Here is a 23,168-nt window from a genome sequence, read left to right on the forward strand (position 1 = left end):
GTCGAAGGGGCGGAGCCCCTGGGGATGGGACGGGTAGGGGCGGCGGGGGCGACAAAAAGGGGCGCCGCGTTCCAGAACGCGGCGCCCCCTCGACGTACCGAAAGAACTCAGCCCTTCTTGGCGGACTCGGCCTCGTCGGACTCCGTGGACTCGGCGTCAGCCGACTCTTCCGACTCAGCCGGCTCAGCTGACTCTGCCGGCTCAGCTGACTCTGCCGACTTCTCCAGGTCGACGACCTCGTCATCACCCGAGTCGTCACCCTCGCCGGAAGCACCCGCACTGTCACCGTCACCACCGCCGGAGGCACCCGGCTCCACAACCTCTTCCCGCCCAGGCCGCCGACGCGAGGAGATGACGATGTAGAGCACCGCGAGAACGAAGACCACCATCGCGGTCCAGTCGTTGAGACGCAGGCCCAGGATGTGGTGGGCATCGTCGACACGCATGTACTCGATCCAGCCCCGGCCCACGCAGTACGCGGCGACATACAGGGCGAACGCACGACCGTGGCCCAGCTTGAAGCGGCGGTCGGCCCAGATGACGAGGAAGCCGACGCCGATGCACCACAGCGACTCGTACAGGAACGTCGGGTGGTAGTAGCCCGGCACCCGCCCGTCCGTGGAGGACGTGATGTGCAGCGCCCAGGGCAGGTCCGTCGCCTTGCCGTACAGCTCCTGGTTGAACCAGTTGCCCCAGCGCCCGATCGCCTGCGCGAAGGCGATACCGGGGGCGATGGCATCGGCGTAGGCGGGAAGCGGGATGCCGCGACGGCGGCAGCCGATCCACGCGCCCACCGCGCCGAACGCGATCGCGCCCCAGATACCGAGGCCGCCCTGCCACACCTTGAACGCGTCCACCCAGTCGCGGCCCTCGCTGAAGTACAGCTCGTAGTCCGTGATCACGTGGTAGAGCCGGCCGCCGACGAGGCCGAAGGGGACGGCCCAGACGGAGATGTCGGCCACCGTGCCGACCCGCCCGCCCCGGGCGACCCAGCGCCTGTTGCCGAGCCAGACGGCTACGAAGACGCCGATGATGATGCAGAACGCGTAGCCGCGCAGCGGAATGGGGCCGAGGTGCAGCACACCGCGCGACGGGCTGGGAATGAAGGCAAGTTCCATGGCAAGGTCGACGCTACCGTGCCGGACACCACCGACGGCAAGCAGCCCTGCAACGGGTCCATAACGTGCGGTGCCCCCGGCCTGGCACAGGCCGGGGGCAGACCGGGGGCAACAGGGCCGGCGAGACGCTCAGCCCTTGTTCTCCGCCTCCACCATCTGCTTCAGCTTGGCGGGGGTCATCGTCTGGTCCGCGTAGATGTTCTTGCCGCCCAGCAGCACGGTCGGCGTGCCGGTGAAGCCGCCGCTCTGGAAGGCGGCGTTCGACTTCACGACCCAGCTGTCGTGCGTACCGTCGTTGACGCACGTCCGGAAGGCCGGGGTGTCCAGGCCGTCGACCTTGCCCGCCAGCTCGATGAGCTTGCTGTTGTCCGCGAAGGCGTCGTCGGTCTCCTTGGGCTGGTTCTCGTACAGCACGTCGTGGTACGCGGTGAACTTCCCGGCGTCCTGGGCGCAGGCCGCGGCGTTGGCGGCGTGGCGGGAGCCGCTGCCGCCCATGTTCCCGTCGATGAGGGTGACGAGGTGGTACTCGACCTTCAGCTGACCGGCGTCGACCAGTTCGTGGATCGTGGAGCGGTACGTCGTCTCGAAGGCCTGGCAGGCCGGGCAGCGGAAGTCCTCCCACACCGTGAGAGTCGACTTGGCGCTGTCCTTGCCGACGGGAATCGCGAGAGCGTCCTTGCCGGTCGCGCCCGAGGGCGACACGACCGGGCCCGACGTGTCGCTCTTCTTGTCCTTGCCGGAGTTGGCGGCCAGCACGCCGACCACCGCGGCCAGGCCCAGGACGCAGATCACCGACGCCCCCACGATCAGCGCCCGCCGGCGCTTCTCCGCGGCTCTCTGCTTCTCTCGCTCGACCGCCAGCCGCTCGCGGGCGGTGCGCTTTCCGTCACGGTTCTTCTCGCTCACATCCGGCAGAACGAACCGGGGAGGCGCAGCGCGCCTCCCCGGTCTCAGGTCCACCCGTTCGAGTGAGTGGATTGTCTCTTACGTGCCTACTTGGGCGACCGCGTTACGCCGTTCCGCGCACACCCTTCGCCAGGTCGCCCGCGAGCGCCCGTACGGCGTCCAGGCCGGCCGCCTCGTCCGGTGCGTCCAGCATCCGCTTCACGAACGCCGAGCCGACGATCACGCCGTCGGCGAAGCCGGCCACCTCGGCGGCCTGAGCGGCGCTGGAGACGCCGAGGCCGACGCAGACGGGCAGCTCGGTGGTGGCCTTGGTGCGCTGCACCAGGTCCTGGGCCTGGGCCCCCACCGACGCCCTGGTGCCCGTGACGCCCATCAGCGAGGCCGCGTACACGAACCCGCTGCCCGCCGCGGTGATCTCGGCGAGCCGGGCATCCTTGCTGCTGGGCGCGACGACGAAGACGGTCGCGAGGCCGTGCTTCTCGGCGTGCTCCCTCCACAGCGCCGACTCCTGCACGGGCAGGTCGGGCAGGATGCAGCCCGCCCCGCCCGCCTCGGCGAGCTCGGCGGTGAAGCGCTCGACGCCGTAGCGGTCGATCGGGTTCCAGTACGTCATCACGAGGACGGGCTTGCCGGTCGCCTCGAACGCCTCGCGGACCGTCCGCATGACATCCGCGATCTTGACGCCGCCGCGCAGGGCGATGTCGTCGGCGGTCTGGATGACGGGGCCGTCGAGGACGGGGTCGCTGTGCGGCAGACCCACCTCGACGACGTCCGCGCCGCCCTCGAAAACGGCCTTGATGGCCGCGATGCCGCCGTCGACGGTCGGGAACCCGGCGGGCAGGTACGCGATGAGAGCGGACCGCCCTTCCGCCTTCGCGCCGGCGAGGGTGTCGCTCAACAGCTGGATGTTGCCGCTCACTTCACGTCCCCCTCGATCTCGGCGTTCTCGCTGTCTGCGTCCGCGGCGACCACGGCGTCGACGCCGTTGTCGTACAGGCCGAAGTAACGGGCGGCCGTGTCCATGTCCTTGTCGCCGCGGCCCGACAGGTTGACGATGATCAGCCCGTCCTTGCCCAGCTCCTTGCCGACCTCCAGGGCTCCGGCGAGCGCGTGGGCGCTCTCGATCGCCGGGATGATGCCCTCGGTACGCGACAGCAGGCGCAGTGCCTGCATGGCCGCGTCGTCGGTGACCGCGCGGTACTCGGCGCGGCCGCTGTCCTTGAGGTAGGAGTGCTCGGGCCCGATGCCCGGGTAGTCCAGTCCGGCCGAGATCGAGTAGGGCTCGGTGATCTGGCCCTCCTCGTCCTGGAGGACGTACGACCGCGACCCGTGCAGGATGCCGGGCTCGCCGGCCGTCAGCGTGGCCGCGTGCTCACCGGTCTCGACGCCGTGCCCGGCGGGCTCGCAGCCGATGAGGCGTACGTCCGCGTCGGGGATGAAGGCGTGGAACAGGCCGATGGCGTTGGAGCCGCCGCCGACGCAGGCGATGGCAGCGTCGGGAAGACGTCCGGCGCGCTCCAGGATCTGCCGCCGGGCCTCGACCCCGATGACCCGGTGGAAGTCACGCACCATCGCGGGGAAGGGGTGCGGACCGGCGACGGTCCCGAAGAGGTAGTGGGTGTGATCGACGTTCGCGACCCAGTCCCGGAAGGCCTCGTTGATGGCGTCCTTGAGGGTGCGGCTGCCCGACTTCACGGCGATGACCTCGGCGCCGAGCATGCGCATCCGGGCCACGTTGAGGGCCTGGCGCTGGGTGTCGATCTCGCCCATGTAGATGGTGCATTCGAGGCCGAAGAGCGCGCAGGCGGTGGCGGTGGCGACGCCGTGCTGACCGGCGCCGGTCTCCGCGATGACCCGGGTCTTGCCCATCCTCTTGGTGAGGAGGGCCTGGCCGAGCACGTTGTTGATCTTGTGGGATCCGGTGTGGTTGAGGTCTTCCCGCTTGAGGAAGATACGGGCGCCACCGGCGTGTTCGGCGAACCGGGACACCTCGGTGAGTGAACTCGGCCGCCCGGTGTAGTGGACGAGCAGGTCGTCGAGCTCGCGGGCGAACTCGGGATCGGCCTTCGCCTTGTCGTACTCGACGGCGACCTCGTCCACGGCGGCGACCAGCGCCTCCGGGATGAACTTGCCGCCGAACGCGCCGAAGTACCCCTCGGTGCTGGGAACTTGACCGTCCGGGTCGGGAATGAAGAACTCGCTGGGCATGCGGAAACCTCACGGTGAGTTTGTGGAAACGCACTGATCGCCGTGGGGGCGGGGTCGTCAGCCGGCAGCGGGCCGGCTGTGGTTGCTCGCGCAGTTCCCCGCGCCCCTGAAGAGGCGCCATCGCATGCCGTTCACTTGCCCGGGCTCGTCACCGATGACGTACCGCACCCGGCGCCCGTGCACACGCCGTGCGGGCGCCCGGCAGCCGCGCGGCCGGCAGCCGCGGGCGAGGCGGGCGTAGGGGTTCCGGGCCGTCGAGGCGACCGGGAGCGGCGCGGCGGAGCGCACACAGGGGCGCCCGTACGAGTCCCCGTGGCCCGGCAGCCGCGCGGCCGACTCGGGGTGCGAGTCCGCATGGCCCGGGCCCGGTGCGGCCGGCCCCACGCGCGCCGGATCGCCGTCGGGGCTCAGGCCCGGACGGTGAGCGGCGAAGGCGTGGGGCGAGGTGGGCACCGGCGGGTCAGCTCCGGCCGTGCCGCAGCGCCGGGTGCTCGCCCGCCGCCACCAGGTCGGCGACCGCCGTCTTCGGGTCGCGGCCGGTGACCAGCGACTCGCCCACCAGAACCGCGTCGGCGCCGGCGTTGGCGTACGCGATGAGGTCGTGCGGCCCGCGGACACCGGACTCGGCGATCTTGACGATGCTGTCGGGGATCTCGGGGGCGACGCGCTCGAAGGTGGTGCGGTCGACCTTGAGGGTCTTCAGATCGCGCGCGTTGACGCCGATGATCTTGGCGCCCGCGTCCACGGCCCGCTCGACCTCGTCCTCGTCGTGCACCTCGACGATCGGCGTGAGCCCGATGGACTCGGCACGCTCGATGAGGGACTCCAGGGCGGCCTGGTCGAGCGCGGCCACGATCAGCAGCACGAGGTCGGCGCCGTACGCGCGGGCCTCCCACAGCTGGTACGACGTGACGATGAAGTCCTTGCGGAGGACCGGGATGTCCACGCGGGCGCGGACGGCCTCCAGGTCCGCGAGCGAGCCGCCGAAGCGGCGCTGCTCGGTGAGGACGGAGATGACGGCCGCGCCGCCCGCCTCGTAGTCCGCGGCGAGCCCGGCCGGGTCGGCGATCGCGGCGAGCGCGCCCTTGGACGGGCTGGAGCGCTTGACCTCGCAGATGACCTTGACGCCTTCGCCGCGCAGGGCGGCCACGCCGTCCTTGGCCGCCGGAGCCTTCGCCGCGCGCTCCTTGAGCTCGTCGAGGCTGACGCGCGCCTGCCGCTCCGCGAGGTCGGCACGGACTCCGTCGATGATCTCGTCGAGCACACTCACGCGAGCGGCCCCCTTCCCTGCGGTGGACGGTTGAAGCGGTTGAGCAGCTGACCCGCGTTCATCGTCTCGGACAGTAAAGACGGGTCACTCCGATGGTATCCGGAGGAAGGCGTAGGCCTCACATCCGGTTGACGCCGGTCCCACTACCTGGACATTTGCCCATGGATCAAGGATGCAACCAGCCGCCGGACGGCAGGTTCCGGACAACGGTGAAGACCAGCACCAATGCGCCCACGCTCCACAGGTGGACCGGCCCGAGATCGATCCGCATCGGCCGTCCGCGCACCGACCGGACCACCCAGACGGTCCACACCACGGCGAGGACGAGATATCCCGCGACGGCGAGCGCGTTGTCGGTGAGCGCCGCCGCGAAGTCCCCGTGCACGAGCGCGTACGCGCCGCGCAGGCCGCCGCAGCCGGGGCAGTACACGCCCGTGAAGCGCAGCAGCGGGCAGACGGGGTAGTGACCGGGCTGATTGGGGTCCACGGCCCCGACGTACGCGAAGGCGCCGACGACGGCCGCGAGGATCCCGCCGGGGACAGCGAGGCGCCGCAGCACATCACCGGCACCGGCACCGACACCGGCGTCGGCGTCGGCGTCGGCACCAGCACCAGCACCAGCACCAGCACCAGCACCGACCGTGGTCCCCGGGCTCTCGGCCCGCGTCACCCTCTGGGTTTCGGCGTTCACCCGACGCATTCTGCCCTTCCCGCGCGGGAGGCGCTCGCCGCGTACGCGAGAGGCGGCCCCGGCAGGAGTGCCGGGACCGCCTCTCGTGAAGCGCTACGGGGTCAGGCGTCGACGCCCACGGCCTCGCGCACCGCGCGCGCGGGCTGCGCGTGCACGGTCTTCGGCTGGCCCAGGCCCGCCGCGCGCATCGCCAGGCTGACGACACCGGCGAGGGCGATGATGACCATGCCGGCCCAGAAGCCCAGCGGGTTGGCCATCACCGTGAAGGCACCGGAGACGCAGAAACCGATGAAGGCGATGATGACACCGGTCCAGGCGGCCGGGGTGTGACCGTGGCTGCTGCCCGCCATGACTTGCTCCTCGTTGCTGTGTGCGTATGTAAGTCGGACGCTCTTCGTCCATTGTCCCGTACAACGACGTCCGCCGTGAGCGGGGGGTGCCCCCTCGCGCGTCGATTCCGCCAAGTCACGACGAAAGTCCCGGGGCTGAGGACCCTTCGGGCGGCGGGACTTAAGTCCCTTGAGCCGCTGCCGGATCCGGGCCCCGGCGGATCTAGGTGCCGGCCGGATCAGGTCCGGTCGGGTCCTCGCCGCGGTCGAGGGCCTTCCAGATGTCCTCGGGGCGGTCCGGGTCGACCGGCTTCGCCTTGCGCGGCCGGGGTGTGCCGTCGCGCTCGTAGCGGCCCGACATCGCGGGCCACAGCCGTCCGTAGCGCAGCGCGAGCAGTCCCGCGAGGAGGATCAGCGCTCCGCCCGCGGCCGCGACGTACGGCCAGGCGGTGTGGCTGAGCGCGTCCGCGGTGGCGGCGGTGTTGCCGGAGGCGGCCGCGGCCTTCTCGTCGAGCGCTGAGCTGTCACTGGCGCCGAGCACGGCCGCGACGACCGTGCCCGCGCCGGAGAGCGCGAGCAGTCCGGAGACCAGGAAGCGCCCGGAGCGGCGTACGGCGAAGACGGCGACGAGCGCGGCGAGGCCCACTATGGCGAGCGCCGCGGGCACGCCCGTGACGTCGCTGCCCTTGGCGGTCAGCGGAAAGTCGCCGCCGGCCACCGTCGCGGTGCCCTCCGACCAGCTCTGCCGGGTGGAGAGCAGCGCCACAGCCGCGCCGAGGGCGCCGCTGAGCAGGGCGATACCAAGGCTGCGGCGGGCGGACCGGGCGGGTCCGGCGGCTTCGGATCGGGGGTGCGGTACAGCTGTCACGTAGTCCACTATCGCCTGAACCCCGGGCGAACCGTCACCCGGGGTTCACGTGACTCTCGTCCTATTGCCCGGACTCGTACCGCCGGACCCTGGTTCTCCCGGGTTCTACTGCCCGAGCCGGTTGGCCGTGTGGACCGCGCGCAGGACCGCCGCCGCCTTGTTGCGGCACTCGTTGTCCTCGGCGACGGGGTCCGAGTCGGCGACGATCCCGGCGCCCGCCTGGACGTACGCGGTGCCGTCGCGCAGCAGGGCCGTACGGATGGCGATGGCGGTGTCGGAGTCGCCCGCGAAGTCGAGGTAGCCGACGCAGCCGCCGTACAGCCCCCTGCGGGACGGCTCCAGTTCGTCGATGATCTGCATCGCGCGCGGCTTGGGGGCGCCGGAGAGGGTGCCGGCCGGGAAGCAGGCCGTCAGCACGTCGAAGGCCGTACGGCCCGCCGCGACGCGCCCGGTCACCGTGGACACGATGTGCATCACGTGCGAGTACCGCTCGATGGACATGAAGTCGACGACCTCGACGGAGCCCGGCTCGCAGACCCGTCCCAGGTCGTTGCGTCCCAGGTCCACGAGCATCAGGTGCTCGGCGCGCTCCTTGGGGTCGGCGATCAGCTCGTCGGCGAGGGCCTGGTCCTCCTGGACGGTGGCGCCGCGCGGCCGGGTGCCCGCGATGGGGTGCACCATCGCCTGCCCGTCCTCGACCTTGACCAGGGCCTCCGGGGAGGAGCCGACGACGTCGAAGCCGTCGAAGCGGAAGAGGTACATGTACGGGGAGGGATTGGTCGCCCTCAGCACCCGGTACACGTCCAACGCGCTTGCCGTGCACGGCGTTTCGAAGCGCTGGGAGGGGACGACCTGGAAGGCCTCGCCCGCCCGGATGCGCTCCTTGACGTCCTCGACGGCGTCCTGGAAGTCGGGGCCGCCCCAGAGCGCGGTGTACTCGGGGAGCTCGGAGGGCGGCAGCGCGGCCGGGGGCTGCGAGACCGCGCGCGAGAGGTCGGCCTCCATGGCGTCGAGGCGGGCGACGGCGTCCGCGTAGGCCTCGTCGACGCCCGTGTCGAGGTCGTTGTGGTTGATCGCGTTGGCGATCAGCTGGACCGAGCCGTCCCAGTGGTCCATGACCGCGAGGTCGCTGGTGAGCAGCATGGTCAGCTCGGGCAGCTTCAGGTCGTCGCGCTCGCCGGGGCCGATCTTCTCCAGGCGGCGCACGATGTCGTAGCCGAGATAGCCGACCATGCCGCCGGTGAACGGGGGCAGGTCCTCGCCGTGCGGCGTGTGCAGCGCCTCGATGGTGGCGCGCAGGGCGGCGAGCGGGTCGCCGTCGACGGGGACGCCGACGGGCGGGGTGCCGAGCCAGTGGGCCTGCCCGTCGCGCTCGGTGAGGGTCGCGGCGGAGCGGACACCCACGAAGGAGTAGCGGGACCAGGAGCGGCCGTTCTCGGCGGATTCCAGGAGGAAGGTGCCGGGGCGCTCGGCGGCCAGCTTGCGGTAGAGCGCGACCGGCGTGTCGCCGTCCGCGAGGAGCTTGCGGCTGACGGGGATCACGCGGCGATCGGTGGCCAGCTTGCGGAACGTCTCGAGGTCCATGGCGGCTGACCTTACTGATCCAGTGACGGTACGCCAGAATCGGCGTCCTTGAGCAGCACGTCATCGTCCTTGAGCAGCACGTCGGCGTCGAAGCAGGTGCGGGCGCCGGTGTGGCAGGCGGCGCCCACCTGGTCGACCTTCACCAGGACGGTGTCGGCGTCGCAGTCCAGGGCCACGGACTTCACGTGCTGGAAGTGGCCGGACGTGTCGCCCTTGACCCAGTACTCCTGGCGGCTGCGCGACCAGTACGTGCAGCGGCCCGTGGTGAGCGTGCGATGCAGCGCCTCGTCGTCCATCCAGCCGAGCATGAGCACCTCACCGGTGTCGTACTGCTGGGCGATGGCGGGGACGAGTCCGTCGGCGCCGCGCTTGAGGCGCGCGGAGATCTCGGGGTCCAGGCTGCTGGGCCTGCTGGGCGGAGGCGTGCTGGTCATGGGTGCCATTGTGCCGCGCCGCACCGACGTGCCCCGCCGTTGTCCACAGGCCGGACCCGGCCGGTCTCCACTGTGCGCGGCGGTGGGGCGGTCGTAGGCTGATGGTCATGTCGACCCATGCCAAGCGTGAACGACTTCTCCTCGCCGATCTGTTGGAAGCCGTGGGCCCGGACGCCCCGACCCTGTGCGAGGGCTGGAACACCCGGGACCTCGCCGCACACGTGGTGGTCCGTGAGCGCCGCGCCGACGCCGCCGGCGGGCTGCTGATCAAGCAGCTCGCGCCACGCCTGGAGCGGGTGATGGCGGAGTTCGCCGACAAGCCGTACGAGGAGCTGATCCAGCTGATCCGTACGGGTCCGCCGCGCTTCTCGCCCTTTTCCCTGAAGCAGATCGACGAGGCGTCGAACACGACCGAGTTCTACGTCCACACCGAGGACGTACGGCGTGCCCAGCCCGACTGGACGCCGCGCGAGCTGGACCCGGTCTTCCAGGACGCCCTGTGGTCGCTCCTGGATCGCACAGCCCGGCTGACCGGCCGCGGCGCCCCGACCGGCCTCGTGCTGCGCCGCCCGAACGGGCAGACGACGGTCGCGCACAAGGGCACGCCGGTCGTGACGGTGACCGGCGAGCCCTCGGAGCTGCTGCTGTTCGCGTACGGGCGACAGAAGGTGGCCGACGTGGAGCTGGAGGGCGACAAGGACGCGATCGCGAAGCTGCACGAGACGAAGCAGCTGGGGCTTTAGACCGAGAGGGCCCAGGCCCGCTCAGCGGGGCAGCTCGGCGCGGCGCAGATCGCGGACGCACAGGGCGAGGACCCCGCCGAGGCCGCAGACCGCGGCGCTGGTGACGAACACGGGGCCGGTGCCCCACCAGCCGATCGCGGCGGCGGTCAGCGGCATGCTGAGCGGGGCGAGGCCCAGGCTGACCAGGCCGGCGACGGCGCTGACCCGGCCCAGGTAGGCGGGGTCCGCCTGGGTCTGCAGCAGCGCGCCGCACAGGGCGCCGCTGAGCCCCGCGAGCAGCCCGAGGACGAGGGCGACGCCGACGGCCCCGGCGACGCCCGGCACGTAGGCGAGGGCGCCGATCGCGACCGAGCCGCCCAGGATGGTCACGGCGGCGAGGCTCCCCGCGCGCGGCAGGCGTCCTCGCAGGGTCAGCAGCAGGGCGGCGGCTCCCGCGCCGGTCCCGAACGCGGCGACCACCCAGCCCATCCCGGAGGCGCCCCAGCCGCGCCGGTCGGCGAGCAGGGTCAGCCCCACGTTCAGCGGTCCGACGAAGCCGAGGTCGCCGAGGGCGATGGCGACGATGAGCGGGGCGAGGACGCGGTGGCCGCGGAGGTAGCACAGGCCGTCACGGAGGTCCCGCCAGGCGGTGCCGCCGGCCTGGTCCGGCGCGTCGTCCGCGGGCAGCTCCCGCATGCGTACGGAGATCAGCAGCGGCACCGACACGGCGATCAACATCCCCGCGAGCCCGAACGCCGCCGCCGAACCCCCGAGCGCCACTCCGAGGCCGCCGAGCGGTGCGCCGACCACGTTGGCGAAGCGGATGGCGAGGCCCCGCATGCCCTGGACCCGGGCGAGCTGGTCGCGGCTCGTGACGCGGGCCGGGAGGGCGCCCACGGCGGGCATGAAGAGCGCGTCGACGATGCCGAAGACGGTGGCGAGCACGGCCAGCAGCCACAGACTCGGGCTGGTCGCGAACAGCACCGCGGCCAGCGTGAGGACGGCGACGCAGCGCACGGCGTCACTGCCGATGACGACCTTCCGCGGCCCGAACCGGTCGGCGACCACTCCACCGCCCAGCATCAGCAGGGCGCGCGGTATGGCGCTCACGGCCATCACGAGCCCGGCCTGCGCGGGTGTTCCGGCCTGCACGGCGGCCCAGGACAACGCGATGTAGCAGACGTTGTCGCCCATCATCGACGAGGTGTAGGCGCCGAGCCAGCGCAGTACGTTGCCGTCGCGGTGAGCGGGCTTGCCGGAGGTGGCGGAGACGGAGACGGAGGCGGAGGCCGGGGATATGCCGGTCGTGGTCACGGAGCGCGTCCTCTCAGGGTCGGAACGGGAAGCCGTACACGTGCAGCGCGACGTGCTCGCGCCCTTCGGTGTCGCCGGCTGCTTCGGCGGCCCGGCTCTTCTCGTCGTACTTCTTGGCGAGGGCGTTCAGCTCCTTGCCGAATTCGGTCAGCTCGGCCGGAGTCAGGCGCATCCAGGACTCGGAGTCCTGCGAGGCGGTGTTCCATTCGGGTCCCCAGGCGGCGCGCGCGTCGAGGTAGCGCCGGTAGAGGTCGGCCCGCTGCTCGTGGAAGAGCCGTGCGGCCGCCGTGTGCGCGGCCGCCTTCTCGGGGGCATCCCGGAAGTCCGCGTCGTGGATGCTCACACCGTCGGACGCGGGCTGCCACCAGCGCTCCCTGCCGTCCCCGCTCTGCGGTTCGGCCTCCTCGATCAGCCCGTGCTCGGCGAGTTTGCGCAGGTGGTAGCTGACCAGCGACACGGCCTCGTCGACCTGGTCGGCGAGCTGCGAGGCCGTCGCGACACCCGCCACGGACAGGGCCCTGTACAGGTTCGCCCGCAACGGATGGGCCAACGCCTTCAGCGTCCCCACATCCGTGATCCGGCGGTTCTCCTTGCTTGCCATGCCTCCACGGTAGATACGAAAGAAAAGTTGCGCAACTAAAATTGCGCAACTTCTCTTGCGCATCTGAGCAGAGCTGAGCCCCGGCCACCCAGTGACCGGGGCTCATGGTCTTGCCGACGTCAGCGAACGGGATGCCCCGCCTCGCGCAGCGCCTCCTTCACCTGACCGATCCGCAGATCCCCGAAGTGGAAGACGGACGCGGCCAGCACCGCGTCGGCCCCCGCGGCGATGGCCGGCGGGAAGTCGGCGAGCCGCCCCGCGCCGCCGCTCGCGATCAGCGGCACGGTCACGTGCTTGCGGACGGCCTCGATCATCTCGATGTCGTAGCCGTCCTTCGTGCCGTCCGCGTCCATCGAGTTGAGCAGGATCTCGCCCGCGCCCAGCTCGGCGGCCTGGTGAGCCCACTCGACGGCGTCGATGCCTGTGCCCTTGCGGCCGCCGTGCGTCGTCACCTCGAAGGAGCCGCTCTCCGTCCTGCGCGCGTCCACCGACAGGACCAGCACCTGCCGCCCGAACCGCTCGGCGATCTCGCGGATGAGGTCGGGCCGGGCGATGGCCGCCGTGTTGACGCCGACCTTGTCCGCGCCCGCCCGCAGCAGCTTGTCCACGTCCTCGGCGGTGCGTACGCCGCCGCCGACGGTCAGCGGGATGAAGACCTGCTCGGCGGTGCGGCGCACCACGTCGTAGGTGGTCTCGCGGTTGCCGGAGGACGCGGTGATGTCCAGGAACGTCAGCTCGTCGGCGCCCTCGGCGTCGTACACCTTGGCCATCTCGACGGGGTCGCCCGCGTCGCGCAGGTTCTGGAAGTTGACGCCCTTGACGACCCGGCCGTTGTCCACGTCCAGGCAGGGGATGACTCGAACCGCCAGGGTCATGACCGCGCTTCCCCTCGGTACGCCTCCACCTCGACCTCGACGACCAGCCGCGGGTCCACGAAGCCGGAGACGATGATCATGGATGCGGCGGGGCGGACGGCGTCGAACAGCTCCTTGTGGGCGCGGCCGACCTCCTCCACGTCCCGGGCATGCGTGAGGTACAGGCGCGTGCGGACGACGTCGTCGCGGCCGAGGCCGAGCTGCTCAAGGGCCGCGAACGCGACGTTGAAGGAGTTGACCGTCTGCTCGTACGGGTCGCCGGGGGCGATCACTCCGTTGATCGCCGAGGTGCAGCCGGCGACCAGCACGAGGCCGTTCGGCAGCTCCACCGCGCGGGAGTAGCCGAAGGCCTCCTCCCAGGGCGCGCCGGTCGAGACGCGTCGTACGTCGCTCACTTGGCTACCGCCTCCAGGGCCTCTTCCAGGGTGAACGCCTTGGCGTACAGGGCCTTTCCGACGATGGAGCCCTCGACGCCCAGCGGGACCAGCTCGGCGATGGCGCGCAGGTCGTCCAGGGAGGACACGCCGCCGGAGGCCACGACCGGGCGGTCCGTCGCCGCGCAGACGTTCTTCAGCAGCTCCAGGTTCGGGCCCTGGAGCGTGCCGTCCTTGGCGATGTCGGTGACGACGTAGCGCGCGCAGCCCTCGGAGTTGAGGCGCTCAAGCGTCTCGTAGAGGTCGCCGCCGTCGCGGGTCCAGCCGCGGCCGCGCAGCGTCGTGCCGCGTACGTCGAGGCCGACCGCGATCTTGTCGCCGTGCTCGGCGATGACCTTGGCGACCCACTCGGGGGTCTCCAGGGCGGCGGTGCCGAGGTTGACGCGGGTGCAGCCGGTGGCGAGGGCCGCGGCGAGCGTGTCGTCGTCGCGGATGCCGCCGGACAGCTCGACCTTGATGTCCATGGCCTTGGCGACCTCGGCGATCAGCGCGCGGTTGTCGCCGGTGCCGAACGCGGCGTCCAGGTCGACGAGGTGCAGCCACTCGGCGCCCGAGCTCTGCCAGGCGAGGGCGGCCTCAAGGGGGGAGCCGTAAGAAGTTTCCGTCCCGGACTCGCCGTGCACGAGGCGGACGGCCTGGCCGTCGCGGACGTCGACGGCGGGAAGGAGTTCGAGCTTGCTCACAGTGTTCCGATCCAGTTGGTGAGGAGCTGGGCTCCGGCGTCGCCGGACTTCTCGGGGTGGAACTGCGTGGCCCACAGGGGGCCGTTCTCGACGGCCGCCACGAAGGGCTTGCCGTGCGTCGACCAGGTCACCAGGGGTGCGCGCAGCGCCGGGTTCCCGACTTCCAGGGACCAGTCGTGGACGGCGTAGGAGTGCACGAAGTAGAAGCGGGCGTCGGCGTCGAGGCCCGCGAAGAGCCGCGAGCCGGCCGGGGTCTCGACCGTGTTCCAGCCCATGTGGGGCACGATCTCGGCCTGCAGCGGTTCGACCGTGCCGGGCCACTCGTCGAGGCCCTCGGTCTCCACACCGTGCTCGATGCCGCGCGCGAAGAGGATCTGCATGCCGACGCAGATGCCCATCACCGGGCGGCCACCGGACAGACGGCGACCGATGATCCAGTCGCCGCGGGCGTCCTTGAGGCCCTTCATGCAGGCGGCGAAGGCGCCGACGCCGGGCACCAGCAGCCCGTCCGCGTTCATGGCCGTGTCGAAGTCGCGCGTTATCTCGACCTCGGCGCCGGTGCGGGCGAGGGCGCGCTCGGCGGAGCGCACGTTTCCGAAGCCGTAGTCGAAGACGACGACCTTCTTAGGGGTGCTCAATTCCACACCTCCAGTCTCATGACGCCGGCGACGAGGCACATCGCGGCGCCGATGGAGAGCAGCACGATGAGGCTCTTGGGCATCTGCTGCTTGACGAAGGAGTAGATGCCGCCGAGGAGGAAGAGTCCGACGACGATCAGGATGCTCGACAGGCCGGTCACAGCGCGCCCTTCGTGGAGGGGAGGATGCCGGCGGCGCGCGGGTCGCGCTCGGAGGCGTACCGCAGCGCGCGGGCCAGCGCCTTGAACTGGCACTCCACGATGTGGTGCGCGTTGCGCCCGTAGGGCACGTGCACGTGCAGCGCGATCTGGGCCTGGGCGACGAAGGACTCCAGGATGTGCCGGGTCATCGTCGTGTCGTACTCGCCGATCATCGGCGCCATGGTCTCGGGCTCGGTGTGCACGAGGTACGGGCGGCCCGACAGGTCGACGGTGACCTGGGCGAGCGACTCGTCCAGCGGGACCGTGCAGTTGCCGAATCGATAAATCCCCACCTTGTCGCCGAGCGCCTGCTTGAAGGCGGCGCCCAGCGCGAGGGCGGTGTCCTCGATGGTGTGGTGCGAGTCGATGTGCAGGTCGCCCTCGGTCTTCACGGTCAGGTCGAACAGACCGTGCCGGCCGAGCTGGTCGAGCATGTGGTCGTAGAAGCCGACGCCCGTCGACACCTCGACCTTGCCGGACCCGTCGAGATCGATCTCGACGAGGACCGACGTCTCCTTGGTCACGCGTTCCACGCGTCCTACGCGGCTCATGCCCTCTGCTCCTTCTTCAGTTCACGGACCGCGTCGAGGAACGCGTCGTTTTCGGCGGGGGTTCCGGCGGAGACCCGCAGCCACCCCGGTACGCCGTTGTCCCGGACCAGGACGCCCCGGTCGAGGATCTTCTGCCAGGCCTCGTGCGCGTCGGCGAACCGCCCGAACTGCACGAAGTTGGCGTCCGATTCGGTCACCTCGTACCCGATCGCACGCAGTTCGGCGACCAGCCGGTCCCGCTCGGCCTTGAGCTGCTCGACGTAGCCGAGCAGGGTGTCGGTGTGCTCCAGGGCGGCCAGCGCGGTCGCCTGGGTGATGGCCGACAGGTGGTACGGCAGCCGTACGAGCTGGACGGCGTCCACGACGGCCGGGTGCGCGGCGAGGTAGCCGAGCCGCAGGCCCGCGGCTCCGAACGCCTTCGACATCGTCCGCGAGACGACGAGATTCGGCCGACCTTCGATCAGCGGCAGCAGCGAGTCGCCGTGACTGAACTCGATGTACGCCTCGTCGACCACGACGATCGCCCCGGCAGTCGCAGCCCTGGCGGCCTGCGCGGCCTCGTACAGCGCGAGGACCGTCTCGGGCGGGACCGCGTTACCCGTGGGGTTGTTGGGGGTGGTGATGAAGACGACGTCCGGCCGGTGCTCGGCGATCGCCCGCTCGGCGGCGGCCGGGTCGATCGTGAAGTCCTCGTTGCGCGGGCCGGAGACCCAGGCCGTGCCGGTGCCGCGCGCGATGAGCGCGTGCATCGAGTACGACGGCTCGAAGCCGATGGCGGTACGGCCCGGTCCGCCGAAGGTCTGCAGCAGCTGCTGGATGACCTCGTTGGAGCCGTTGGCCGCCCAGACGTTCTCCAGGCCGACCCGGTGGTTGCCGGTCTTCGTCAGGTACTTGGCCAGCTCGGTGCGCAGCTCCACCGCGTCCCGGTCGGGGTAGCGGTTGAGGTCGCGGGCGGCCTCGCGCACCCGCTCGGCGATCCGCTCGACGAGCGGTTCGGGCAGCGGGTACGGGTTCTCGTTGGTGTTCAGCCGTACGGGCACGTCGAGTTGGGGCGCGCCATAGGGGGTCTTGCCGCGCAGCTCGTCCCGTACGGGGAGATCGTCGATGCCGGTCACTTGCTCTGGGGAACCTTCCATCCGAACCTCGCCTTGACCGCCGCGCCGTGCGCGGGCAGGTCCTCCGCCTCCGCCAGCGTCACCACGTGATGCGCCACGTCGGCCAGCGCGTCCTTCGTGTAGTCGACGATGTGGATGCCGCGCAGGAAGGACTGGACGGACAGGCCTGAGGAGTGGCAGGCGCAGCCGCCGGTGGGCAGGACGTGGTTGGAGCCCGCGCAGTAGTCGCCGAGGGAGACCGGCGCCCAGGGCCCGACGAAGATCGCGCCCGCGTTGCGCACCCGGTCGGCCACCGCGGCGGCGTCCGCCGTCTGGATCTCCAGGTGCTCGGCCCCGTACGCGTCCACGACCCGCAGGCCCTCGTCCACGCCGTCCACGAGCACGATCGCGGACTGCCTGCCGCGCAGTGCCGGGACGATCCGGTCCTCGATGTGCTTGGTGGCCGCGACCTGCGGCTCCAGCTCCTTCTCGACCGCGTCGGCCAGGGCCACGGAGTCCGTGACGAGGACGGCGGCGGCGAGCGGGTCGTGCTCGGCCTGGCTGATCAGGTCGGAGGCGACGTGCACCGGGTCGGCGGTCTCGTCCGCGAGGATCGCGATCTCGGTGGGGCCGGCCTCGGCGTCGATGCCGATCTTGCCCGCGAAGTACCGCTTGGCCGCCGCGACCCAGATGTTGCCGGGCCCGGTGACCATGTTGGCGGGCGGGCAGGACTCGGTGCCGTACGCGAACATCGCGACGGCGGTCGCACCACCGGCCGCGTACACCTCGTCGACGCCGAGCAGCGCGCAGGCGGCGAGGATCGTCGGGTGCGGCAGCCCGCCGAACTCGGACTGGGCCGGGGAGGCGAGCGCGATGGAGCCGACGCCGGCCTCCTGTGCCGGGACCACGTTCATGATCACGGACGACGGGTACACGGACCGTCCACCGGGCGCGTACAGACCGACACGGTCGACCGGCACCCACTTCTCGGTGACCGAGCCGCCGGGCACGACCTGGGTGGTGTGCGTCGTACGGCGCTGCTCGCGGTGGACGAGCCGAGTGCGACGGATGGACTCCTCCAGGGCCGCGCGCACCGCCGGGTCGAGCTGCTCCAGCGCCTCGCTGAGCGCCTGGGCCGGGACCCGTACCGACTCCAGCCGTACACCGTCGAACTTCTCCGCGAAGTCGATCAGCGCCGCGTCTCCCCGATGATGCACGGCCTCGCAGATCGGACGCACCTTCTCCAGGGCGGCCGAGACGTCGAAGTCGGCTCGGGGCAGCAGGTCGCGCAGGGCGGAACCCTCGGGGAGGGCGTCGCCGCGCAGATCGATTCGGGAGATCACAGACTCAATTCTCTCAGACGGCGATAAGGCGCCGGACGGCTGTATCAATGGCTGATACAACGCTGGCGCCGGTGGCCGTCCATGGCTGATACCGGCCACCTTCGGTTCCGCGGAAGATCCCCTTCACCAGTAGCGTTCGGGCCGTCACAGAGCGGGCATTGGACGGTTGTACGAAACCCGCGAGTAGCTGGGGAGGAAGGGAAGAGCCGTGACCGAGGGTGCCGGCATCCGCGGTGGGGACCTGCCGGACGAACTGACCGCTACCGAGGCCGGGATGTGGCAGGCCTTCCGCAACGGGAGCGTGTACGACCTGCGCAGCGGTGACATGACGGTCGACGATCCGCACGGGGGCCATCCCTGGGGCCCCGAGCGCAGCGTCCGGGCCCGGATAGTGGCCTGGCTGCTGCTGGACGGCCCGCCCGCCCTCCAGGGCCGGGTCGCCTCGCTGAAGCTGACCGGCGTGCAGATCACCGACGTGCTCGATCTCGCGGGCGGCACCGTGGTGCCGTACGTGGAGATGAAGGGGTGCCGGTTCGAGAAGGAGATCCTGCTGCCGGAGGCCCGGTTCACGACCGCGCGGTTCGTGGACTGCTCGGTGCCGCGCCTGGAGGCGGCCCGGGTGCACACGGAGGGCGATCTGCATCTGCCGCGCTGCCGGTTCCACAACGGCGTACGCCTCACCGACGCGCACATCGGCACGGATCTGCTGCTCAACCAGGCCGTGGTCTACCGGGACCGGCGCGGCCGCTCGCTCACCGGCGACGGCATGACCGTGGGGCAGGACCTCCAGGCCGAGATGCTGGAGTCGCACGGCGAGCTGAGTCTGCGCGGCGCCACCGTCGGCGTCTCGCTCAGCCTGCGCGGCAGCAAGCTGAGCAACCCGTACACACGTCTGGCCCTGAACGCACCCCAGCTGACCGTCAACCGCACGCTCTACTTGACCCCCGCGGGTGTCGGCAATCCGCTGCTGACCAGCGGGACGACCCCGGCGCGCGGCACGCTGGTGCAGCGGTTCGAGTGCCAGGGCGGGATCCGGCTCGACGACGGGCGGTTCGGGGACGCGGTCGACTTCGAGCGGGCCCGCTTCACCTTCGACGACGACCAGGAGCTGTCGCTGCGCCGGGTCCAGACGCCCGAGCTGCGCTTCCTCGGGGAGAGACCGGAGCGCGGCAAGGTGATCCTGTCCGGCGCCCGGGTCGTCAACCTGGTGGACAGGGCGTCCAGCTGGCCGGGGCCCGGCAGCCTCCACATGGGCGGCTTCGGTTACGAGAACCTCGTGCCGCAGGGCGCGTTCCCGCTGACCCGGCGCCTTGAGTGGGTGGCGGCGGCGACCGCCGAGTACAACCCGGAGCCGTACGAGCGCCTCGCCACGGTGCTGCGCAACTCCGGCGAGGACGAGGACGCCCGCGAGGTGCTGCTCGCCAAGCAGCGCCGCCGCCGCGAGACCCTGCCGCCGGCCGCCAAGCTCTGGGGGTACGCGCAGGACTGGACGGTCGCCTACGGGTACCGGCCGGGGCGGGCCGCCCTGTGGATGGCGGTGCTGTGGGCGGCGACGTCGGTCGCGTTCTCCCACGCCAGCCATCCGCCGGTCAACGGCGACGGGCATCCCCCGTGGAACGCCTCGCTGTTCGCCCTGGACCTGCTGCTGCCGGTCATCGACCTCGGCCAGGTCGGCTTCTGGCAGCTGCGCGGCGGCTGGCAGTGGCTGGCGGCGGCGGTGATCCTCCTCGGCTGGATCCTGGCGACGACGGTGGCGGCGGGGGCGACACGGCTGCTGCGGCGAGGCTGACCGAGGGGGCGCGCGGCCCCGTACACATAGACGTCGAACAGTAGAACAACAGTCACCTTTTACCCGTCCTTGACCGTCGGCCATACAACCAAACGACGGTTACGAAAGTGTCACCGCGCACCCTCTGGTACTGCTCCGACCTGCGGCTTTCAATGGTCTTCACCATGGCTCTGCTGCGCGCGTTCATCCGTACGGCACGGATGGCACGGAACACTTCCCGCCTCGCCGCCGGACTGCCGGCCGACGACGAAGTACTGCTCGACGCCCCGGACGAGCGCCTCGGCCCCGCGCTCGTCGCGGCGGGCCGCGGCGAGTACGGCCCCGCCGCCAAGCTGCTCGCCACCACGCGCGAGGCCGCCGAGTGGGAGAACCGCGACCGGTACGCGATGCGCCTCGCGACCTTCGCGCGCTCCCGCGACGAATGGCTCCGGGAATGGCAGAGCGCCTGCCCGCACGACCCGGACGCGCTGCTGGTCAAGGCCGAGCTGGCCGTCCGCCGCGGCTGGGAGTCGCCCGCCCGCATCGAGCTGCTGCGCGAGGTCGGTCCGCTGATCAGCGCCGCCGCCGAGGGAGATCCGCGCGATCCGGTGCCCTGGCGGATCGCGCTCGACCACGCCCGCGGCACACATGTCGGACACACCGAGTACGAGAAGCTGTGGGGCGAGGCCGTACGGCGCTCCCCGCACCACTACGGCTGCCATGTGGCCGCCCTGCAGTACCTGTCGGCCGCCTGGTACGGCTCGCACCGCGAGTGCTTCGACTTCGCCGAGCGGGCGGCGCAGGACGCGCTGCCGGGCTCCCTGGTACAGGCGCTGCCGGTGCGCGCGGCCTTCGCCTATCTGACCGAGGGCGGCGGGGCCGTGGTGCCGCGCGAGCGCCTCGACGCGGCGGCCGACCTCGCGATCGCGGTCTCCGCGACCTACACCGCCGCCGACGCGTGGCCCGCGGAGGTCCGCAACCTCCTCACCTACGTCCTGATCAGGCTGGAGCGCTGGCGGGACGCCCTCGACCAGCTCCGGCTGATCGGCCCGTACGCGACGTCGTTCCCCTGGGACCAGGTGTCGGACGACCCGCTCGGCCAGTTCCTGGAGCTGCGCGACGGCGTCCGTCTGGAGGTCGCCTCGGGCCTTCCGCTGGGCCGGCCGCAGCCTGACCCGCATCCAGGAAGTGGGCACGACGGACGCGCCCGCTCCGGCGACCATTAGGCTTTCGCGTCGTGACCACCGTCCGGCTTCCGCTCTTCCCCCTGAACTCGGTGCTTTTCCCGGGACTCGTGCTTCCTCTGAACATCTTCGAGGAGCGCTATCGCGCCATGATGCGCGATCTGCTCAAGACCCCTGAGGAGGAACCGCGCCGGTTCGCCGTCGTCGCCATCCGCGACGGCCACGAGGTCGCGCCCACCGCACCCGGCATGCCGGACCAGACCGCCGTGCCCGAGCGCGGGCCCGCCGCCGGTTTCGGCGACGACCCCGCCAAGGCCTTCCACGAGGTGGGCTGCATCGCGGACGCGGCGACCATCCGGGAGCGCGCCGACGGCAGCTTCGAGGTGCTGGCGACGGGGACGACGCGGGTGCGGCTGCTGTCGGTGGACGCGTCCGGTCCGTTCCTCACGGCCGAGCTGGAGGAACTGCCCGAGGAGCCCGGCGAGGAGGCGGGTGCGCTCGCCGAGGGCGTCCTGCGGGCCTTCCGCCAGTACCAGAAGCGCCTGGCGGGCGCGCGCGAACGCTCCCTGTCCACGGGCGCCGACCTCCCGGACGAACCCGCGGTGGTCTCCTACCTCGTGGCGGCCGCCGTGATGCTGGACATCCCGGCGAAGCAGCAGCTGCTGCAGGCCCCCGACACCGCGTCGCGCCTGCGTGCGGAGCTGAAACTGCTGCGCGCGGAGACCGCGATCATCCGTAATCTGCCGTCGTTGCCGGCGTCGGACCTGACGCGCGGCCCGACAAGTCTCAACTGAGGCGACTCAACTGAAGTAAGGCGTCCGCACCTTGGCGAAGAAGTCGAAGAAGCAGCAGCAGTCCGGGGGTACCCCCGCGACGGTGGCCCTGACGGCGGCGGGCGTCTCGTACACGGTGCACGCGTATGAGCACGACCCCTCGCACCCCTCCTACGGCGAGGAGGCCGCCGAGGCGATGGGCGTCTCGCCGGACCGGGTCTTCAAGACGCTGGTCGCGGACGTGGACGGCTCCCTCGTCGTCGCCGTGGTCCCGGTGGCCGGCTCCCTCGACCTGAAGGCCCTGGCCACGGCAGTGGGCGGCAAGCGCGCCGCCATGGCCGACCCGGCAGCCGCCGAACGCACCACCGGCTACGTCCGCGGCGGTATCTCCCCCCTGGGCCAGCGCAAGAAACTCCCCACGGTGCTGGACGCCTCGGCCTCCGCCCACGCCACGATCTGCGTCTCGGCCGGCCGCCGAGGCCTGGAGGTCGAACTCACACCCGCCGACCTGACGGCCCTCACGGAAGCAGTCTCCGCACCCGTCGCCCGTGCGTGACCCCTCGACGTACCTCCCGTCCTCGGCTAAGCACGAGAGACATGTCGAAGAAAACCCGCAAACGCAAGTGGCGCATCAAAAAGGGCCGCGCAAACCACGGCCACCGCCCGGCATAACCAACGGTTCCTCGCCCCCGCCGCCCCTACCCGTCCCATCCCCAGGGGCTCCGCCCCTTCGACCCCGGGGGGTTGTGTGTCGGCTGCGGGTGGGTGGGGGCTGGTCCAAAAGATTGCGCAGTTCCCCGCGCCCCTTTTAGGGGCGCGGGGAACTGCGCAATCTTTTAGCGGGGGTCTGGGGGCGCAGCCCCCAGGAACGGGATGGGACGGGTAGGGGCGGCGGGGGCGAAACCCCCTGCCTAGCCCGCCGGAGGCGCCCCGTACGGGTCAGGATCCCGCGGCCCGAACAACGCGGTGAGCCCAAGATGCACCACCAGCCCCGCCAGCGACCACGCCAGCAACGCCCCCTTCGCCCCAAGCTTCAACGGCGCGGAGAAGGTAACCCCCTTGCCCACAGCCTTGGCATGAGCGACCACGTCCTGCGTGGGCCCGAGCCAGACCCCGACCCGCCACGCCAGCAGCGACCCGAGCAGCCCCCCGACGGCCAGCGCCACCACCAGCGGCACACCCCCACGCCGCCGCACCAGAAACAGGCACAACGCACTGACCGCACCGAACCCCAGCGCAAGCAGAGTGAACGTTCCATCAACCCCGATGGCCTGCTCGCCCTCGGTGTCCTTCAGATACACCGCGCTGTCGTCCGCGATCAGCGGCACATGCGGCGCCAGCCACCACCACAGCACCCCGAGCAGCACCCCGGCGAGCGCCACCGCCACCGTCATCACGGCGGCCTCCCGCACTTCGGTCTTCATCCCGGGACCGTCCTGTCCATACGAGACTTCATACGCGGCCCGGTACGCGGCGGGAGCCGTATCCCCAGGAACGGGCGAAGCCTGCCAGGCACTGTGCGGAGACGGTTCATGCGGCGGCGGAGGCGGAGTCAACGGAGCGGTCACCCTGACATCGTG

At 71.3% G+C, this 23,168-nt stretch carries 27 protein-coding genes; 5 read left to right on the plus strand and 22 right to left on the minus strand.

The features are described 5' to 3' along the window. Window positions 1–107: 107 nt before the first annotated feature. The 11 genes from lgt to hisI form a co-directional block, all read right to left on the minus strand. Window positions 108–1,118: a prolipoprotein diacylglyceryl transferase gene (gene lgt, locus OG975_RS12490; RefSeq protein ID WP_406329185.1), complete on the minus strand. Its 1,011-nt coding sequence runs from the start codon at window positions 1,116–1,118 to the stop codon at window positions 108–110. A gap of 129 nt (window positions 1,119–1,247) precedes the next feature. Next, window positions 1,248–2,024: a DsbA family protein gene (locus OG975_RS12495; protein WP_406329186.1), complete on the minus strand. Its 777-nt coding sequence runs from the start codon at window positions 2,022–2,024 to the stop codon at window positions 1,248–1,250. Between the two features lie 103 nt (window positions 2,025–2,127). Then, window positions 2,128–2,943: a tryptophan synthase subunit alpha gene (gene trpA / locus OG975_RS12500; protein ID WP_406329187.1), complete on the minus strand. Its 816-nt coding sequence runs from the start codon at window positions 2,941–2,943 to the stop codon at window positions 2,128–2,130. Continuing rightward, on the minus strand, window positions 2,940–4,232 hold the full coding sequence (gene trpB / locus OG975_RS12505) for a tryptophan synthase subunit beta (protein WP_327427999.1): 1,293 nt from the start codon (window positions 4,230–4,232) through the stop codon (window positions 2,940–2,942). The genes trpA and trpB overlap by 4 nt, the downstream gene beginning before the upstream one ends. A 57-nt stretch (window positions 4,233–4,289) precedes the next feature. Further along, window positions 4,290–4,685 (minus strand): tryptophan biosynthesis modulator TrpM, encoded by a 396-nt coding sequence (gene trpM / locus OG975_RS12510; protein ID WP_406329188.1) that lies wholly within the window; start codon window positions 4,683–4,685, stop codon window positions 4,290–4,292. A 7-nt stretch (window positions 4,686–4,692) separates the two neighbouring features. After that, a complete protein-coding gene (trpC, locus tag OG975_RS12515; RefSeq protein WP_327428001.1) occupies window positions 4,693–5,502 on the minus strand; it encodes an indole-3-glycerol phosphate synthase TrpC in 810 nt (269 codons plus the stop codon). A gap of 166 nt (window positions 5,503–5,668) precedes the next feature. Beyond that, the gene (locus OG975_RS12520) at window positions 5,669–6,202 is read right to left on the minus strand and encodes a DUF2752 domain-containing protein (protein WP_406329189.1); all 534 of its coding nucleotides are present in this window, start codon (window positions 6,200–6,202) and stop codon (window positions 5,669–5,671) included. Between the two features lie 92 nt (window positions 6,203–6,294). Next, on the minus strand, window positions 6,295–6,543 hold the full coding sequence (locus tag OG975_RS12525; protein ID WP_406329190.1) for an HGxxPAAW family protein: 249 nt from the start codon (window positions 6,541–6,543) through the stop codon (window positions 6,295–6,297). Window positions 6,544–6,745: 202 nt separating this feature from the next. Then, window positions 6,746–7,399 carry a TIGR02234 family membrane protein gene (locus OG975_RS12530; protein WP_406329191.1) on the minus strand — a complete coding sequence of 218 codons (654 nt, stop codon included), beginning with the start codon at window positions 7,397–7,399 and terminating at the stop codon, window positions 6,746–6,748. A 96-nt stretch (window positions 7,400–7,495) separates the two neighbouring features. Then, complete coding sequence (locus OG975_RS12535) at window positions 7,496–8,974, minus strand: anthranilate synthase component I (RefSeq protein WP_406329192.1); 1,479 nt, start codon at window positions 8,972–8,974, stop codon at window positions 7,496–7,498. An 11-nt stretch (window positions 8,975–8,985) separates the two neighbouring features. Continuing rightward, window positions 8,986–9,408, minus strand: coding sequence for a phosphoribosyl-AMP cyclohydrolase (gene hisI, locus OG975_RS12540; RefSeq protein WP_406329193.1), 423 nt, complete (start codon window positions 9,406–9,408; stop codon window positions 8,986–8,988). A gap of 107 nt (window positions 9,409–9,515) precedes the next feature. Between hisI and OG975_RS12545 the strand changes: the two genes are divergently transcribed. After that, window positions 9,516–10,151: a TIGR03085 family metal-binding protein gene (locus OG975_RS12545; RefSeq protein WP_406329194.1), complete on the plus strand. Its 636-nt coding sequence runs from the start codon at window positions 9,516–9,518 to the stop codon at window positions 10,149–10,151. Between the two features lie 21 nt (window positions 10,152–10,172). Here OG975_RS12545 and OG975_RS12550 read toward each other — a convergent pair whose 3' ends face one another. The 10 genes from OG975_RS12550 to hisD form a co-directional block, all read right to left on the minus strand. Beyond that, window positions 10,173–11,444: an MFS transporter gene (locus OG975_RS12550; RefSeq protein ID WP_406329195.1), complete on the minus strand. Its 1,272-nt coding sequence runs from the start codon at window positions 11,442–11,444 to the stop codon at window positions 10,173–10,175. Between the two features lie 13 nt (window positions 11,445–11,457). Continuing rightward, window positions 11,458–12,045, minus strand: a complete 588-nt coding sequence (locus OG975_RS12555) for a helix-turn-helix domain-containing protein (protein WP_330303890.1) — start codon at window positions 12,043–12,045, stop codon at window positions 11,458–11,460. 119 nt (window positions 12,046–12,164) lie between these two features. Continuing rightward, on the minus strand, window positions 12,165–12,920 hold the full coding sequence (gene hisF / locus OG975_RS12560) for an imidazole glycerol phosphate synthase subunit HisF (protein ID WP_406329196.1): 756 nt from the start codon (window positions 12,918–12,920) through the stop codon (window positions 12,165–12,167). Further along, the gene (locus OG975_RS12565; RefSeq protein WP_406329197.1) at window positions 12,917–13,315 is read right to left on the minus strand and encodes a RidA family protein; all 399 of its coding nucleotides are present in this window, start codon (window positions 13,313–13,315) and stop codon (window positions 12,917–12,919) included. Before OG975_RS12565 ends, hisF begins: the two co-directional genes overlap by 4 nt. Next, window positions 13,312–14,037 (minus strand): bifunctional 1-(5-phosphoribosyl)-5-((5-phosphoribosylamino)methylideneamino)imidazole-4-carboxamide isomerase/phosphoribosylanthranilate isomerase PriA, encoded by a 726-nt coding sequence (priA, locus tag OG975_RS12570; RefSeq protein WP_330303893.1) that lies wholly within the window; start codon window positions 14,035–14,037, stop codon window positions 13,312–13,314. The genes OG975_RS12565 and priA overlap by 4 nt, the downstream gene beginning before the upstream one ends. After that, window positions 14,034–14,681: an imidazole glycerol phosphate synthase subunit HisH gene (gene hisH / locus OG975_RS12575; protein WP_406329198.1), complete on the minus strand. Its 648-nt coding sequence runs from the start codon at window positions 14,679–14,681 to the stop codon at window positions 14,034–14,036. The genes priA and hisH overlap by 4 nt, the downstream gene beginning before the upstream one ends. Further along, window positions 14,672–14,836 carry a hypothetical protein gene (locus tag OG975_RS12580; RefSeq protein ID WP_189187717.1) on the minus strand — a complete coding sequence of 55 codons (165 nt, stop codon included), beginning with the start codon at window positions 14,834–14,836 and terminating at the stop codon, window positions 14,672–14,674. The genes hisH and OG975_RS12580 overlap by 10 nt, the downstream gene beginning before the upstream one ends. After that, window positions 14,833–15,426, minus strand: a complete 594-nt coding sequence (hisB, locus tag OG975_RS12585; RefSeq protein ID WP_280856988.1) for an imidazoleglycerol-phosphate dehydratase HisB — start codon at window positions 15,424–15,426, stop codon at window positions 14,833–14,835. Before hisB ends, OG975_RS12580 begins: the two co-directional genes overlap by 4 nt. Continuing rightward, complete coding sequence (locus tag OG975_RS12590) at window positions 15,423–16,541, minus strand: histidinol-phosphate transaminase (RefSeq protein WP_406329199.1); 1,119 nt, start codon at window positions 16,539–16,541, stop codon at window positions 15,423–15,425. The genes hisB and OG975_RS12590 overlap by 4 nt, the downstream gene beginning before the upstream one ends. Then, window positions 16,538–17,863, minus strand: coding sequence for a histidinol dehydrogenase (hisD, locus tag OG975_RS12595; RefSeq protein ID WP_406329200.1), 1,326 nt, complete (start codon window positions 17,861–17,863; stop codon window positions 16,538–16,540). Before hisD ends, OG975_RS12590 begins: the two co-directional genes overlap by 4 nt. Window positions 17,864–18,071: 208 nt before the next feature. Here hisD and OG975_RS12600 point away from each other — a divergent pair, with 208 nt between their 5' ends. The 4 genes from OG975_RS12600 to ybaK all read left to right on the plus strand — a co-directional run bounded on the left by OG975_RS12600 (window position 18,072) and on the right by ybaK (window position 22,144). Then, entirely contained in the window at window positions 18,072–19,652 is a 1,581-nt protein-coding gene (locus tag OG975_RS12600; RefSeq protein WP_406329201.1) for an oxidoreductase, read from the plus strand. A 164-nt stretch (window positions 19,653–19,816) separates the two neighbouring features. Next, window positions 19,817–20,857 carry a hypothetical protein gene (locus OG975_RS12605; RefSeq protein WP_406336249.1) on the plus strand — a complete coding sequence of 347 codons (1,041 nt, stop codon included), beginning with the start codon at window positions 19,817–19,819 and terminating at the stop codon, window positions 20,855–20,857. Window positions 20,858–20,868: 11 nt separating this feature from the next. Then, entirely contained in the window at window positions 20,869–21,609 is a 741-nt protein-coding gene (locus OG975_RS12610; RefSeq protein WP_406329202.1) for an LON peptidase substrate-binding domain-containing protein, read from the plus strand. Between the two features lie 31 nt (window positions 21,610–21,640). Then, entirely contained in the window at window positions 21,641–22,144 is a 504-nt protein-coding gene (ybaK, locus tag OG975_RS12615; RefSeq protein WP_406329203.1) for a Cys-tRNA(Pro) deacylase, read from the plus strand. A gap of 355 nt (window positions 22,145–22,499) precedes the next feature. Here ybaK and OG975_RS12620 read toward each other — a convergent pair whose 3' ends face one another. After that, entirely contained in the window at window positions 22,500–23,156 is a 657-nt protein-coding gene (locus tag OG975_RS12620) for an AAA family ATPase (RefSeq protein WP_406329204.1), read from the minus strand. Between the last annotated feature and the right edge of the window lie 12 nt (window positions 23,157–23,168).

The sequence above is a fragment of the Streptomyces sp. NBC_00203 genome, assembly GCF_045206325.1.
GTDB lineage: Bacteria > Actinomycetota > Actinomycetes > Streptomycetales > Streptomycetaceae > Streptomyces > Streptomyces lutosisoli.